Source organism: Streptomyces sp. NBC_01314 (assembly GCF_041435215.1).
Taxonomy (GTDB): Bacteria; Actinomycetota; Actinomycetes; order Streptomycetales; family Streptomycetaceae; genus Streptomyces.
Window position 1 is genome coordinate 4,143,655 of record NZ_CP108394.1, and the last position, 14,092, is coordinate 4,157,746.

At 69.4% G+C, this 14,092-nt stretch carries 17 protein-coding genes; 7 read left to right on the plus strand and 10 right to left on the minus strand.

Going from position 1 to position 14,092, the window contains the following annotated elements:
- Window positions 1–61: 61 nt before the first annotated feature.
- From OG622_RS18095 to OG622_RS18120, 6 genes are all read left to right on the plus strand, one after another.
- Window positions 62–595, plus strand: coding sequence for an alkyl hydroperoxide reductase (locus tag OG622_RS18095; protein WP_371577213.1), 534 nt, complete (start codon window positions 62–64; stop codon window positions 593–595).
- A 207-nt stretch (window positions 596–802) separates the two neighbouring features.
- The gene (locus tag OG622_RS18100) at window positions 803–1,582 is read left to right on the plus strand and encodes a class I SAM-dependent methyltransferase (RefSeq protein WP_371577214.1); all 780 of its coding nucleotides are present in this window, start codon (window positions 803–805) and stop codon (window positions 1,580–1,582) included.
- An 874-nt stretch (window positions 1,583–2,456) separates the two neighbouring features.
- The gene (locus tag OG622_RS18105) at window positions 2,457–3,230 is read left to right on the plus strand and encodes an isoprenyl transferase (RefSeq protein WP_371577216.1); all 774 of its coding nucleotides are present in this window, start codon (window positions 2,457–2,459) and stop codon (window positions 3,228–3,230) included.
- A 326-nt stretch (window positions 3,231–3,556) separates the two neighbouring features.
- Window positions 3,557–4,882: a PhoH family protein gene (locus tag OG622_RS18110; protein WP_371577218.1), complete on the plus strand. Its 1,326-nt coding sequence runs from the start codon at window positions 3,557–3,559 to the stop codon at window positions 4,880–4,882.
- A gap of 448 nt (window positions 4,883–5,330) precedes the next feature.
- Entirely contained in the window at window positions 5,331–6,056 is a 726-nt protein-coding gene (locus OG622_RS18115; RefSeq protein ID WP_371577220.1) for a transglycosylase SLT domain-containing protein, read from the plus strand.
- Between the two features lie 164 nt (window positions 6,057–6,220).
- A complete protein-coding gene (locus tag OG622_RS18120) occupies window positions 6,221–7,633 on the plus strand; it encodes an AI-2E family transporter (RefSeq protein ID WP_371584128.1) in 1,413 nt (470 codons plus the stop codon).
- 166 nt (window positions 7,634–7,799) lie between these two features.
- Here OG622_RS18120 and OG622_RS18125 read toward each other — a convergent pair whose 3' ends face one another.
- Both OG622_RS18125 and OG622_RS18130 read right to left on the minus strand, forming a co-directional pair.
- Complete coding sequence (locus tag OG622_RS18125) at window positions 7,800–8,006, minus strand: hypothetical protein (protein WP_371577222.1); 207 nt, start codon at window positions 8,004–8,006, stop codon at window positions 7,800–7,802.
- Window positions 8,003–8,371: a hypothetical protein gene (locus tag OG622_RS18130; RefSeq protein ID WP_371577224.1), complete on the minus strand. Its 369-nt coding sequence runs from the start codon at window positions 8,369–8,371 to the stop codon at window positions 8,003–8,005. Before OG622_RS18130 ends, OG622_RS18125 begins: the two co-directional genes overlap by 4 nt.
- A 162-nt stretch (window positions 8,372–8,533) precedes the next feature.
- Here OG622_RS18130 and OG622_RS18135 point away from each other — a divergent pair, with 162 nt between their 5' ends.
- A complete protein-coding gene (locus OG622_RS18135) occupies window positions 8,534–8,836 on the plus strand; it encodes a winged helix-turn-helix domain-containing protein (protein ID WP_371577225.1) in 303 nt (100 codons plus the stop codon).
- Window positions 8,837–8,986: 150 nt separating this feature from the next.
- On the opposite strand, the gene OG622_RS18140 is transcribed toward OG622_RS18135, so the two are convergent.
- From OG622_RS18140 to OG622_RS18175, 8 genes are all read right to left on the minus strand, one after another.
- A complete protein-coding gene (locus tag OG622_RS18140) occupies window positions 8,987–9,328 on the minus strand; it encodes a helix-turn-helix domain-containing protein (RefSeq protein ID WP_371577227.1) in 342 nt (113 codons plus the stop codon).
- Complete coding sequence (locus tag OG622_RS18145) at window positions 9,325–9,594, minus strand: type II toxin-antitoxin system RelE/ParE family toxin (RefSeq protein ID WP_371577229.1); 270 nt, start codon at window positions 9,592–9,594, stop codon at window positions 9,325–9,327. The genes OG622_RS18140 and OG622_RS18145 overlap by 4 nt, the downstream gene beginning before the upstream one ends.
- A 4-nt stretch (window positions 9,595–9,598) precedes the next feature.
- A complete protein-coding gene (locus OG622_RS18150) occupies window positions 9,599–10,231 on the minus strand; it encodes an OmpA family protein (protein WP_371584129.1) in 633 nt (210 codons plus the stop codon).
- A gap of 7 nt (window positions 10,232–10,238) precedes the next feature.
- Window positions 10,239–10,835: a hypothetical protein gene (locus OG622_RS18155; protein ID WP_371577231.1), complete on the minus strand. Its 597-nt coding sequence runs from the start codon at window positions 10,833–10,835 to the stop codon at window positions 10,239–10,241.
- A gap of 15 nt (window positions 10,836–10,850) precedes the next feature.
- The gene (locus OG622_RS18160) at window positions 10,851–11,468 is read right to left on the minus strand and encodes a pilus assembly protein TadG-related protein (RefSeq protein WP_371584130.1); all 618 of its coding nucleotides are present in this window, start codon (window positions 11,466–11,468) and stop codon (window positions 10,851–10,853) included.
- Window positions 11,465–11,680 (minus strand): hypothetical protein, encoded by a 216-nt coding sequence (locus OG622_RS18165; protein WP_371584131.1) that lies wholly within the window; start codon window positions 11,678–11,680, stop codon window positions 11,465–11,467. The genes OG622_RS18160 and OG622_RS18165 overlap by 4 nt, the downstream gene beginning before the upstream one ends.
- Before the next feature lie 105 nt (window positions 11,681–11,785).
- Window positions 11,786–12,568 carry a response regulator gene (locus tag OG622_RS18170; RefSeq protein WP_371577233.1) on the minus strand — a complete coding sequence of 261 codons (783 nt, stop codon included), beginning with the start codon at window positions 12,566–12,568 and terminating at the stop codon, window positions 11,786–11,788.
- On the minus strand, window positions 12,561–14,036 hold the full coding sequence (locus tag OG622_RS18175) for a sensor histidine kinase (protein ID WP_371577235.1): 1,476 nt from the start codon (window positions 14,034–14,036) through the stop codon (window positions 12,561–12,563). Before OG622_RS18175 ends, OG622_RS18170 begins: the two co-directional genes overlap by 8 nt.
- Between the last annotated feature and the right edge of the window lie 56 nt (window positions 14,037–14,092).

The window sequence follows — 14,092 nt, forward strand, 5'->3', positions numbered from 1 at the left end:
GCGGCCCCGCGGCACCGCCACACTGGACCCCGTCAACCGCTCACCCGGGAGTGAGGACGCCATGTCGCTCGACAGCTTGAGGTCCGCCATTCCGGACTATGCCAAGGATCTCCGCCGGAATCTGGAGTTCGTCCTCGGCGACTCGAAGCTGTCGGCGCAGCAGTTGTGGGGCACCGTGCTGGCCACGGCGATCGCCTCGCGTTCGGCGATCGTGCTGCGCGAGCTGGCGCCGGAGGCCAGGGCGAACCTGTCGCCGGAGGCGTACGGCGCGGCGCGGTCCGCGGCCGCGGTCATGGCGATGACCAACGTCTTCCACCGGACGCGGCATCTGCTGTCCGACCCCGAGTACGGCCGTCTGCGGGCGGGTCTGCGGATGAACGTCCTCGGAGATCCCGGGGTCGACAAGGTCGACTTCGAGCTGTGGTCGTTGGCCGTGTCCGCGATCAATGCGTGCGGCTTGTGTCTGGACTCCCACGAGCAGGCGCTCCGCAGGGCGGGGGTCGGGCGGGAGACCGTGCAGGAGGCGTTCCGGATCGCGTCGGTGATTCAGGCGGTGGGGGTCACGTTGGAGGCGGAGGCGATTCTCTCCGAGTAGGCCTTGCGGGCGATGGCCTGGAATCGCCGGGGAGCTCGGGAGGGTGGGGCCGCGGGGCGGCCTCGGGTCGGTTGTGGGTCGATTGTGGGTCGGTTGTGGCTGATCGCGCGGTTCCCGCGTCCCTGAAGGACAGGGACGTCGCCCCTCGCTCGCGGGGCCCGGAAAATCAGTCGCGGCCCCATCTCCCACTGGGGAAAATCCATCCCCATGACCTCCCTCTCCTCCCCCACCTTCGAAGACCTCGTCGCCGAAGGCGATGCCGTGCCCACCGACGGGTGGGACTTCTCGTGGTTCGAGGGGCGGGCCACGGAGGCCCGGCCGTCGTGGGGGTACGCCCGGGCGATGGGTGAGCGGCTGGGGCGGGCCTCGGCGGCGTTGGACATCCAGACCGGGGGCGGTGAGGTACTCGACTCCGCTCCGCGCTTTCCGCCGGTGACCGTGGCCACGGAAGGGTGGCCGCCGAACGTCGCCAAGGCCACCACGCTGCTGCACCCCCGGGGCGCGGTGGTGGTGGCCAATGCCGAGGACGCGCCGCTGCCGTTCGCGGACGGGGCGTTCGACCTGGTCACCAGCAGGCATCCGGTGAGCCCGCACTGGACGGAGATCGCCCGGGTACTCAGGCCCGGTGGCACGTACTTCGCGCAGCATGTGGGGCCGAGCAGCGTCTTCGAGCTGGTCGAGCACTTCACCGGGCCGCTGCCTGAGGAGACCCGCCGCGGCCGCCACCCGGACGGCGAGCGCGCCGACGCCGAGGCTGCCGGGCTGGAGATCGTGGACCTGCGGGCCGAGCGGCTGCGGATGGAGTTCCACGACATCGGCGCGGTCGTGCACTTCCTGAAGAAGGTCGTCTGGATGGTGCCCGGCTTCACCGTCGAGGCGTATCTCCCGCAGCTCCGCTCCCTGCACGAGCGGATCGAGAGCGAGGGCCCCTTCGTCGCGCACAGCGCCCGCCAGCTCTTCGAGGCCCGCAAGCCGGCAGCCGTGTGAGGCACGCCTCATGCGGGCGGGCCGACCGTGACCTTCCCGATCGCCAACCCGGCTCGCGCCTGAAGCGCTCCGCCCACCCGCTCCCCCTGTTCCCCCCAACCCCCGCTCCTGCCGCGCGTTCTGCCGCCCGAGCGGCTCCACCGTGACGGTCGTACGCCGCCCCGGGAACAGCCGCTCTCCTGCGGCTCCACTCGCGCGCTCCCAGGTGACCGACCTGACCCTCGCGGGCTATACGGGGCGGCAGGGGCTGCACGGGCTGCCCAGCGGTGTCCACATCGTTATCGCCCACGGCTTGGTTTCTGCGGGTCTACTCGCGTAGGTTCAGACCAAGGCAGTTCGCGCGAGCAAATCTGCGCAGTACGGCATCGTGCAGTGGAGGGGGCTGCGCGAAGCCGTGCGCCCCACCACCGGCGTCAAGCGCGCGTTCCACCCGCGCTTCACCCGTACGAGGGCGTCGGGCCGCTTCTCCTCGGAAGTCGCACAACGACGCGCAAACCCCACATTCCCGCCGGGATTCCCCCTTTCCCCCTTCGAATTCGCCGGGATTCGGCCATGATCACCCCTCGATCGCACCCTGAATGAGCGCTTCCACACTCACCGCCACGCTGTCGTTCGACTCCGGAGAGTAGTTGTGGCACGCCGATGCACGCAGCATCACTCACGAAGGGTTATGGTGGAAACCCCCCCTCGGGCCGGTCCGTCTCCCCCCCACGGACCGGCCCGTTTTTTCTGCCCGGAAGTCGGCCCTCCGGGTGGCCGCTCCCTCGGCCCCGGGCCCGCCCCAACCCCGCACACCCCTTGGCGGAGTTGGCCTCCAGCCCCGGTAGGCTCTGCCAACCAAGGGGACGCCACCGCACCGGAGGGGCTGGAACACGTGAACCTGCGCGACACACTGCGCGGCCTGTTGGTCAGGGTCTACACACGCAGGGTCGAGGGCCACCTCGACCACGCCCAGGTGCCCGAGCACATCGGTGTGATCGTGGACGGCAGTCGACGCTGGGCGAAGGCGGCGGGCTCCACCACGATGCAGGGCCACCAGGCCGGCGCCCACAAGATCGAGGAATTCCTCGGCTGGTGCACCGAGACGGACGTCAAGGTCGTCACGCTCTGGCTGCTCTCCACCGACAACTTCGGCCGGCCGAAGGAAGAGCTCGTTCCGCTCCTCGGGATCATCGAGGACACCGTCCGCTCCCTCGCCGCCGACGGCCGCTGGCGTGTGCACCATGTCGGGGCGCTGGATCTGCTGTCCCCCGGGATGCAGCGCGCGCTCAAGGAGGCCGAGGAGTCCACGTCGGACGTCGACGGGATACTGGTCAACGTCGCCATCGGGTACGGCGGACGGCAGGAGATCGCCGACGCGGTGCGCTCGATGCTCCTGGAGGCGCAGGACAAGGGCACCTCGATGGAGGAACTCGCCGAGTCCGTCGACATCGACATGATCGGCCGGCATCTCTACACCGTCGACCAGCCCGACCCGGATCTGGTGATCCGTACGAGCGGCGAGCAGCGGCTGTCCGGATTCATGCTCTGGCAGACCGCGCACTCCGAGTACTACTTCTGCGACGTCTTCTGGCCGGCCTTCCGGAAGGTGGACTTCCTGCGCGCCCTGCGCGACTACGCGGTGCGAGGCCGACGTTACGGAGGCTGAGACTCCGTATTGCTGGTGAGGGGCGCACTGGCCCCATCGGGACAGAAGTAACGAGGAGTTCACCGGGACGCCGTCGTACCGCTTGGCATGGCGGCGCATGTTCGAGGGCATAAGCCAGTCAGGTCGACACCCGAACCACGGGTGTCGGATCTCAGCGGGCGGCTCGGGGCCGTCCGCCCGGGAGGCCCTTTGCACCAGCCCGATCGTGCGGTCACAGCACGGACGAAGCAGCGGAGGGCCGGTCACCGGCCCGTGCAACGGCGCCGACGACCGGCCCAGTTCGAACCCGTCGCTCCCCGACCTCATCCGAGGGGGTACGTCCTTCCGTGGTGACCAGCACAAAGCGCCGTATGCCAGACCGGCGCACCTACGTCCTCGACACCAGCGTCCTGCTGGCCGACCCGAATGCTTTGATCCGCTTCGACGAGCACGAAGTCGTGCTGCCGATCGTCGTGGTGACGGAGCTGGAGGCGAAGAGGCACCATCCCGAACTCGGCTACTTCGCCCGGCAGGCCCTGCGCCTGCTCGACGAGTTCCGGGTCCGGCACGGCCGCCTCGACGCCCCCATCCCGATCGGGGAACTCGGCGGGACCGTGAGGGTCGAGCTCAATCACTCGGATCCCAGCGTGCTTCCGAGCGGCTACCGCCTGGGGGACAACGACTCCCGCATCCTCGCGGTGGCCCGCAATCTGCAGGCCGAGGGCTTCGACGTCACGGTGGTGTCGAAGGACCTCCCGCTCAGGATCAAGGCGTCGTCCGTGGGTCTCCTCGCCGAGGAGTACCGCGCGGAGCTCGCCATCACGGGCGCCTCCGGGTGGACCGGGATGTCCGAGCTGACCCTGCCCGGCGAACAGGTCGACATCCTCTTCGAGGAAGGGACGATCTACGTTCCCGAGGCGAGCACGATGCCCGTGCACACCGGCCTGACGATCACGTCGGAGCGCGGCAAGGCACTGGGCCGGGTGACGCCCGACGGCAACATCCGGCTTGTGCGGGGAGACCGGGAGGCATTCGGCATCAAGGGCCGCAGCGCGGAGCAGCGCATCGCGCTGGATCTGCTGCTCGACCCGGACGTGGGCATCCTGTCGATGGGCGGCCGGGCCGGCACCGGCAAGTCGGCGCTCGCGCTGTGCGCGGGCCTGGAGGCCGTGCTCGAACGGCGACAGCACAAGAAGGTGATGGTCTTCCGGCCGCTGTACGCGGTGGGCGGGCAGGAGCTCGGCTATCTGCCCGGCTCCGAGTCCGAGAAGATGGGCCCCTGGGCGCAGGCGGTCTTCGACACGCTCTCCGCGGTCACCAGCCGCGAGGTCATCGAGGAGATCACCGCACGCGGGATGCTGGAGGTCCTGCCGCTCACGCACATCCGTGGCCGTTCCCTGCACGACGCCTTCGTGATCGTGGACGAGGCGCAGTCGCTGGAGCGGAACGTCCTGCTGACCGTTCTGTCCCGGATCGGGTCGAATTCCCGTGTCGTCCTGACCCATGACGTGGCCCAGCGCGACAATCTGCGCGTCGGTCGCTACGACGGTGTCGTCGCCGTGGTCGAGAAGCTGAAGGGCCATCCGCTCTTCGCCCACGTCACGTTGACGAGGTCCGAACGGTCCCAGATCGCGGCCCTGGTGACCGAAATGCTGGAGGACGGACAGATCTGACGGGACCCGGCCGGTCTCGACCGGTCTCGGCCGGTCTCAACCGGTTTGGTCAACTTCGGTCGGCCACCGATCCCTTGGATCCCATGGGCGCCGTCCGGCAAAGGCGATGAGCCTAGCCGGGCGGCGCCTTGGCGTGTGTGGCTTTCCTTGCATCTCCTGCCTCAAACGAGGTGTGAGCTTTCACACTCACCACTGGATTGCCTCACGGTGTCGGGTTACGGCAGAGTCTCACTCCTGTCAGACCCCGCATACGACACACCTGTACCCCCAGCGGTACGGAACCACAGCGACACCAGGTCAACTCCATAGCTTCGTCGTATGCCGCCCGAGCATCTCGTGGCACTCCTCGCAAGGGAGTTGCCCACCGGGCCCGTGCCTCCGTGACCCCGCAGTTGGGAGGCCAGCGTCAGGGGCACGATTGCGTCCGCCAGGGTCACCGAGGCGGGCGATGCTGGAAGGAAACCGTGTGAGCCGGATTTCGGTCCGGGGATTCGCAGTGGCTTCGGCCACCGCGGTCACCGCAGTCGGCAGTGTCGTCGGAGTTGCCTCTGGCAGCACCGCCCAGACGACCATTGACGACGCCGAGGCCGTCGCGAACGACACCACGTTGCTCGCCGACATACCCGTGGGCCAGCAGGCCCAGGTGCAGACCGCGTCCCTGACTGCTCAGGCCGACGCCCAGGCCATCGCTGCCGACGCGAGCGCCCGCAAGGGTGCCGAGGAGACCGCCCGTAAGAAGGCGGCCCGCGACGCGATCGACAAGCAGAAGGCCGCGGAGAAGGCCGAGCAGGAGCGCAAGGCGAAGGAAGCGGCGCAGGCCGAGGCCGAGTCGAAGTCCGAGGCCGCCGGCTCGCTCGGTGACATCCCCACGCAGAGCTCGTACACCGTCGCCGAGATCCAGGCGATGGCGAAGGCGGTCGTGGCAAGCGACCAGTGGACGTGCTTCAGCAACATCGTGAACCACGAGTCCACCTGGAACTATCAGGCCGTCAACCCGTCTTCGGGTGCCTACGGTCTCTTCCAGGCGCTGCCCGCCGGCAAGTACTCCTCCGCCGGTTCCGACTGGCGGACCAACCCGGCCACGCAGATCAAGTGGGGCCTCAACTACATGGACTCGCGCTACGGCAGCCCGTGTGAGGCCTGGTCGTTCTGGCAGGCCAACCACTGGTACTAGGCCGGTAGGCCGTAGAGGCCGACCGTCCGCCGCTCAACCTTCCGCAGCCCTCCACCGTCCTTTGGTGGGGGGCCGCGGCCATGTACGGTCGAAGTCACCGAGAGGAATGGAGTCCTCCGGGAGGAGTGATGACCAGCAGAGGTGACGGGGGAAGAGAGCGGATGATGTCGCGAGTTCCCGGATGGCTCGGCCGGGTCGGCGCCGGGCTGAGCGGGTGGGGCGAACGGCTGGAACGGCGCCGGGCCGAGATCGAGTCGGAGGCGGCGAGTCCGGACGACGGCAGGGATGCCGCGGCGGGACGCCGGCGCGACAGTGACGCGGACGGCCCCGGCTTCGGCTCCGGCTCCGGCTCCGGGGACTTCGAGGGGGCTACCGGCGTCGGAGTCGCGAAGGAGGCCGGGAGCGGGGTCGGGGGCGGGGGCGGGGGCGTCGAAAGCGGTGCGGATGATGCTCCGGACTCCCCCGCCGGTGCTCGGGGCCGGACGGCCACCCCGGTTCTCCATACCCGCCCCGACCCCGCGTCGGCGGTGCCCTGGGGCATGCGGGTGGCGGCCGAGGCCGGATGGCGGCTGCTCGTGCTCGCGGGCACCGTCTGGGTGTTGATGCGGGTCATCAGCTCCGTACAACTGCTGGTGCTGTCGTTCACCGCCGCGCTTCTCATCACCGCCCTGCTCCAGCCGGCCGTGGCACTGCTGACCCGGCACGGCGTACCGCGCGGCCTCGCCACCGCGCTGACCGCCGTCCTCGGCTTCGTCGTCATGGGGCTGATCGGCTGGTTCGTCACCTGGCAGGTCATGGAGAACATCGACGACCTCTCCGACCAGATCCAGGACGGCGTCGACGAGTTGCAACGCTGGCTGCTCGACAGCCCGTTCCACGTCACCGAGAACCAGATCAACGACATCGCCAAGAACCTCCGCGAGGCCATCAGCGACAACACGGACACGATCACCTCGGCGGGTCTGGAGGGCGTGACGGTCCTCGTCGAGGCGCTCACCGGCATCCTCCTGACGATGTTCTCCACGCTGTTCCTCCTCTACGACGGCAAGCGGATCTGGCAGTGGACCCTCAAGCTGGTGCCGGCGGCGGCCCGGCCGGGTGTCTCGGCGGCGGGGCCGCGCGCCTGGCAGACGTTGACGGCGTATGTGCGCGGCACGGTGGTGGTGGCACTGATCGACGCGATCTTCATCGGCCTGGGGATCTACTTCCTGGACGTGCCGATGGCGGTCCCGCTGGCCGTGTTCATCTTCCTGTTCTCCTTCATCCCGCTGGTGGGTGCGGTCGTCTCGGGCGCGCTGGCGGTGGTCGTGGCGTTGGTGACGCAGGGCGTCTTCACGGCCGTCATGACGCTGGCCGTCGTGCTCGCCGTCCAGCAGATCGAGGGGCACATCCTCCAGCCGTTCATCCTCGGGCGGGCCGTACGGGTGCACCCCCTGGCCGTCGTCCTGTCGGTCGCCGCCGGTGGCATGATCGCGGGCATCGGAGGCGCGGTGGTGGCCGTGCCGTTGGTCGCGGTCACGAACACGGTGGTGGGGTCGTTGCGGGCGTACGCGGACGAGCACGAGCGCGCGGGTTAACCGAGCCGGTCGGGCGGGCCGGGCGCGCGGGTCGGGCGCGCGGGTCGGGCGCGCGGGTCGGTCGACCCAGCACTACTCCGGCGCGCTCAACGCCGGAGGCGGAACCGGATACCGGCACATGAAGGCAGCGCCCCGCCGGAGCGAGGCGCTGCACCGTTCTCAACTCCTAGTGCGAGACGGGGGCGAGCAGATCCATCGCGTTCGCCTGCGGCGGGTAGTGCGCGGCGCACTCCGGGCAGGCGTAGACGTTGAAGCCCGGACCCGTGGCGGCGTGGTGCTCGTGGACCAGGATGGGTGCCTCCGTGATGCGTTCACAGCGGGCGCACATACGGATCGGACGACGCCGGGCTGCCTCATGATCGTGGTCGGTCATCGGGCGGCTACCGCGTGGCCGGCCAGCCCCTGGGCTCGCACGAATACGGGCGGCTCGGTGTCGAAGCCGAGGCTCGCCAGGTAGAGGGCACGGCGTCGTTCACGTAGGCCGCGGGTCGCGCGGCGGCGGTGGCGTTCCTCAAGCGTGAATGTGGATGCATGGGTGAGGGTGGATGTACGGGGGCGGGCCGTGGCGTTCGGGCTGCCGCCGAGGCGTTCGGTGGAGCGAGGTGGGCGCGGTGATGCGGTGACGTTGGTGGCGGGGGCTGGTGGGGCGGGGACGGATTCCGCGCGGTGACGGCCTCGCGGGCTGAGCATGCAGACGCTCAGCACCCAGGTCAGGGCTCGGACGGTAAAGTCCAGCATTGTCAGCGCTCCTTCGAAGCGTTCGGCCGTGCCCCGGGACGGCTTCCCTCCGTCGCCGGGGTCTTTACGTCCGTCAGCCTACATTGCTGCGCATGTCAGTGCATAGCAGTACGCAGCTTCGCATCAATCGCTGCAGCTCATGACTGTTTTACGGTGGTTGCTATGGCAGCAGACCCAGGCGATTCACCGATCGATCCCAGCAAAATCGCGTACGTCTACATGCAGGTGGCCGACCACATTGCTGCCCAGATCGCTTCGGGCGCGCTGAGGCCGGGAGCACGGCTGCCCGGCGAGCGGGATCTCGGCGCGGAGTACGGAGTCGCATACCTGACTGCCCGCCGCGCTATCCGCGAGCTACGCGAACGCGGCCTCGTGGTCACCCTCCCCGCGAAGGGCACCTTCGTCGCATACCCGCAGGACGGGGAGTCCGGCGACGTCGGCCCGGATGGCGGGGCAGGCACCTGAGCCGTCCCCGGTTCCCTGCGCGTATCCGCTCGCTTCGCGGATCTGTTCACGCGCGGCGACGCCTTCCGGAGGTTTCACGGGCCGTGCGACGCCCCCGCCCCCGCGCGGGCTGATCGGGCGCGGTCGCCCAGCCCTCCCCGCCCGGCCTGTTCAGGCCGCTTCGGTGCGATGTGCGGTGAACTCGACTCGGGTGTCTTCGTCGTCGAGGGCGATGTTCAGGGTGGCGTCCAGGGCCACAGCCAACCTGGCGAGGAGCGGCAGGGTGGGGACGGTGTCGGAGCCTTCGATACGGGAGATCTTCGCTTGCGTAAGGCCCGCGCGGGCAGCCAGTTCGGTCTGACTGAGGCCGAGCTCGGTGCGTCGGTCGTACACGGCTTGCGCGAGGGCCATGGACATACGGATCTCGCGACGCGCCTCGGACACGTCTTCAGGCTCGGTGAACCCCTCGGTGAGCTTGCGCTCTCGCAAAGTCTTCCAGCGACTGTGGTTCATTGCTCCACCTCTCCTTCCTCGATGACCCGAACGAACTCCTCGTGGGCCGGACCGTGCTCGGCCTCACAGACCTTCTGTGCGAGTTTGGCGCGCCTGACTTCCCCTTCCTCCCGCATCCTCGTCTTGCGGAAGACTGTCAGGAGGACAGCGGCGCGGTTCGGTGTGAGCCAGTACGTGATGCGTATGGCAGCACCATCGAGCGTGGGGCGCAACTCTCGGATTCCATCGCCGAGATAGCTATTCAACCGCTGCCTGGCCCGGCCCATCGGCTCAAGAGGTCCTCGGGAACGAGACCTCCACCCGGCGGTTCTTCTTGCGGCCTTCCTCGGAGGAGTTGTCGGCGATGGGGTAGTCCTCGCTGTAGCCGCGTACCTCGAAGGTGACGTTGCCGCCCAGGTCGGCGGCGAGGATGTCGTGGACGGCCTCCGCGCGCTTCTTGGAGAGGGTCAGGCCGTGGGCGTACGAGCCGAGGTTGTCCGTGAAGCCGAAGACGCGGACCGTGCCGGCGCTCTGCGTCTTGATCTCCTGCGCGATCGTCTGGATGCGGGAGCGGGCCTGCGGGTTGAGCTTCGCGCTGTTCTTCGGGAAGAGAACCTCCGCCTGAAGCGCGAACGTCACGTTCTCGTTCGTGTCCTCCCGGCGCTCCTCACCGCCCAGGTCCTCCACGACCGACTTGATGTCCAGGACCTTGGCGGGGGCGAGCGTGGCCCCCTGCGCCAGCTTCAGCCCCGGGCTGTTCGCGTCCACCTCCGGGGGTGGGGAGGTGGCGACGGTGCCCGGGGGTTCGCTCGGGTCGTCCGCGGCATGGGCGGGCGTCGCGAGGGTGAGGGCGGCAAGGACCGCCACGGCTACGGCCAGCGCCGCGGTGCCCGTCGTCGCGGCACGTGGGGTGGGGGCGGTCATCGTCACGTCACTCGTCCTCGGAGAGTTCGATCGTGGCGGGGGGCATGGAGCCGACCTGGAAGTCTACGGAGGTTGTGGACTCGGGGGGGCCGGGGAATTGGGCGTACCAGTTGGCTGTACCGCCGGGCGTGATCTGGCCGTTGAACTTCGTGCACAGGCAGCGTCCCGAGGTGTCCCGGAGGATGAGGTACTTCTTCTTGCCCTCGTTGTCGACAAGGCTGGCACCCGACAGGGATCCGCCATTGGACCTCAGTTCGCGCTCGTCGCTCGCCCAGTTGGCGCCGAGCCACGACTGGCTGCCGTCGTTCTTCACCGTCCCCGACACGGTGACGAAGCCGCCACCGTCGCGTACTGCGGAGGTAATACTGACCGAGATGTCGCCATCCTTGGCCGTGGCCAGGACCTCGTTGGACGCAGACGGCTGCGACTCGGTGTTCTTGTCGTCACCGTTGTCGCCCTTCGTAGGAGCCGACGAAGAGGAGGATGGTTCCTTGGCGTCGTCGTCGCCCCCTCCCCCGCAACCGGCAACCGTGAGGACCAGCCCGGTCGCGATCGCCACCGCGGTCACTGCCCTGCGGCCCTTCATGGTGTGCCGAAGGTTCATCGGTACGGCTTCCTCTCACTCGGCCAGATACACAGAGAACATCACGGACGCGTCGGGAAGGTTGCCCGGATTGAAGTTTCCGGGGTCGATGTCCACGGGCACGCCGTCGCAGTCCAGAGTGACGGGCTTCTTGGGGTCGGCGGTCGGATCGAAATCGCAGCGCGGCTGGATGACGGCGACCGCCTGGGCCCTGGCCGTCAAACTCTCAGTGCCGGGAATGATCGAATCGCCCACGGTGTAGTCCGTCACGACATCGACCTGGAACCCCGGAGCACCTTCCACCTCCGTGAGTTGGGCGCCGCCTTCGAGCGTCGAATTGTTCTGGGCAGCCAGCTCTGCGGCCGCGGCGTCGGCCCCTTCTACCGGAAGTCCCCCTCCGGCCAGGTCGAGCCCGTCCAGCCAGTCGCTGTTGCCTGCGTCGATGGCGTCGCCGAGTTCCAGCAACAGTTCGTCCCGCGCTTGCTGTGCCGCCGCCAACGCCGCAGCGTCCGCCGCCGACTGGGCGCCACTGCGGGCGGATGCCGCCTGGGCGAACGCGAAGAAGGCCAACGCCGTGAAGAGCAGGATCGTCGTCAGCCAGATATAGATGGGGAGGGTCGAGCCCCGGTCACTGCCCAGTGGGCCGGGCGTCAGCCACCGCCACCGACCACGTCCCGCACGGCGTCGCCGATCGCCGTGGAAATCAGGCCGTCGAGACCCAGCTGGTCGATCATCACGAAGATCCCCGCGACGATGATCATGATGCCCGCGTACTCCACGAACCCGGCGCCCGAGTCCCGTCCCTTTCCGCGCATGCGGGAGACGACGGTGGTTTTCCAGGTCTCGAAACGGTGCTTCACCTTCATGGCGGTTGCCTTCCCGCGCGATGTCGACGCCAACAGGATCACCGTACGTGAGAAGGCCCGTACCGGGGGTGGGTCCGGGGGCCCAACTTCCGTTGGGGGGGCGGGTCATCGGGGCCACCCCTCGGGGGTCGTGCCCAGCCAGTGGGCTATGGCTTCGCTGCGGGTTGAACTGTGCAGTTTCGCGAAGATGTGGTTGATGTGGTTCTTGACGGTCTTCTCGCTGATGAAGCAGGTGGCGGCGATCTGGCGGTTGTTCATGCCGGACGCGATGAGGTCCATCACCTCCGCCTCCCTTGAACTCAGGCCGAAGGGCGGTCGGTTGGCGCTGTTGAGGATGCGGCGGCGGAGCGCCGACGCACGGGCGGGGCGAGTCTCTGACGACTGTGCCATAAATGGTTGCAGCTGCGAAGAGTGGTCGTGACTTTCGTGTGAAGGTTCGTAGGAAACGCCGAGCGAAGTCCAGCCAGCCGGAGAGACGGTCGCGGAGATCGTCGGGCGGCCCTCCCTCATGTTCCGTACCGCCGCGATGAGTTCGGGGGCCGTGAATTCGCCGTGGACGAGATAGCCGACCGCTCCCCGGCGCAGGGCCTCGGTCACGACCTCGGGTTCCGTGCTGTAGGTCAGCATCATCACGGGGCAGAGCGCGGTCAGTTCGGGGAGCGCGGTGAGGCCGTCCGTGCCGGGCATGCGGACGTCGAGGAGGGCGACGTCCGGGCGGTGTCGGCGGGCCTCGTCCACCGCCTGCTCACCGTTCGTGGCCTGGGCGACCACCTCTATGTCGGGGTGCGTGTCCAGGAGGGCCGTGAGGCCGGCGCGGACCACCGGGTTGTCGTCCGCCACGAGTACGCGGAGGGGTGGGCCGGGGCGTGCCTGGGGCTGGTCAGGCATGTGCGGCCTCCTGTCGGGGGGCTTCGGGGGCGGTGGGAGGGGCGGGGAGCGGGAGGGTCAGGGCCACTTCCGTACCGGTGGGGCCCGATCGCAGGTGCAGGGCCGCGCCGGTGCGGTTCGCGCGTTCCGCCATGCCCAGGAGGCCGAAGTGGCCGGATTCTTGCGCTTCTTCGAGGGTGAGGGCGGGCGGGAGGCCTACGCCGTCGTCCTTGATCGTGAGGTGGAGGGTGTCCGGGGTGATCTCCAGGGACACCTCCGCCGTGGTCGCGTGCGCGTGGCGGTGGATGTTCTCCAGGGCCTCCGACGTGATCGTCAGGAGGTGGTGGGTCGTTTCCGGTGGGAGGGGTGGGGGTGCCTCGCCCGTGTGGGTGAGGTGGGTGGGGAGGGAGGTGCGGGACGCGAAGTCCGCTGTACGGGTGGCCAGCTCGGCCCCGAGAGGGGCGGGTGGGGTCGCCGTCAGGTCCGTGTGGTGGCGTAGGTCCGTGAGGAGGTCGCGGGACTCGGCGGCGGCCCGGCGGGCCGCCGATGCGACGAGGGTGGCCTGTCGTTTCAGAAGGGCGGGGTCGGGGGCGGGGCGGTCCGCCGAGGTCGCCAGGGCTTCCGCGGCGAGGGCCAGGCCGTGGAGGGTCTTGGCCACCGAGTCGTGCAGCTCGCGGGCCAGGCGGGCGCGTTCCGACTCCACGGCCTCCGCGACGGCCAGGCGGGACGTGGCTTCGGAGAGGGCCTGGGTGGCCGTACCGAAGCGGAACATCAGGTTGCGGAGGGTTACGCCGATGATGCCGGCCGCGACGCAGAAGCCGGCGACGAGGAGGGTGCTGACGTCGGCGCCGGGACGGTGTTCCCAGGCGCGGTGGACGGTGAGGAGGACGGCCAGTTGCAGGCCGGTGAGAACGCCGGCGCCGCGCCAGCCGTAGAGGAGGCCGGAGAGGAGCGGGGTGCAGACCGTGGCGTAGGCGAGGGGGGAGGCCGGGGAGGCGGTGAGCAGGAGGACCGCGCCGAAGAGGAGGTCCAGGGCCATGAGGGCGGGGTGGGCGAGGAGGCGGGGGGCGAAGCGGTCCCAGTCCCTGAGCATGGCGTACGAGATGGTGATGCCGAGGACGGCGGCGATGAGTACGGCGTGGGTCGGGGGGCCGTCCGTGGTGTTGGCCATGGCGAAGGGGGTGCCGATGGTGAGGGTGACGAGGCGGACGGCGAAGGTCTGGCGGGCCAGGGCCTGGAGGGCGTTGAGCTGGAGGCGGAGGGTGGCGGGGGGTGTGGCGTCGTCCGCCAGGTAGCCGGTGCTGGGGGCGGGCGGGGGTGGGGTGCGTCGGCCTTCGCCAGGGGTGGGCAGGGGTGGGGTGCGTCCGCCCTCGCCGGGGCCGGGCGGCGGTGGGTTTCGCTCACCGGCGCTTGCCGGGTGCCGCTGCGCCCACCCTCCCCCACTCTCGGCTTCGCTCGACCGGGGGGACCCCCATCGCCCCAGCGGCACGATTGCCCGCAGTCGAAACGGGTGGAGAGAGCGGCGAGTAGACCGTAGGCGGGTCA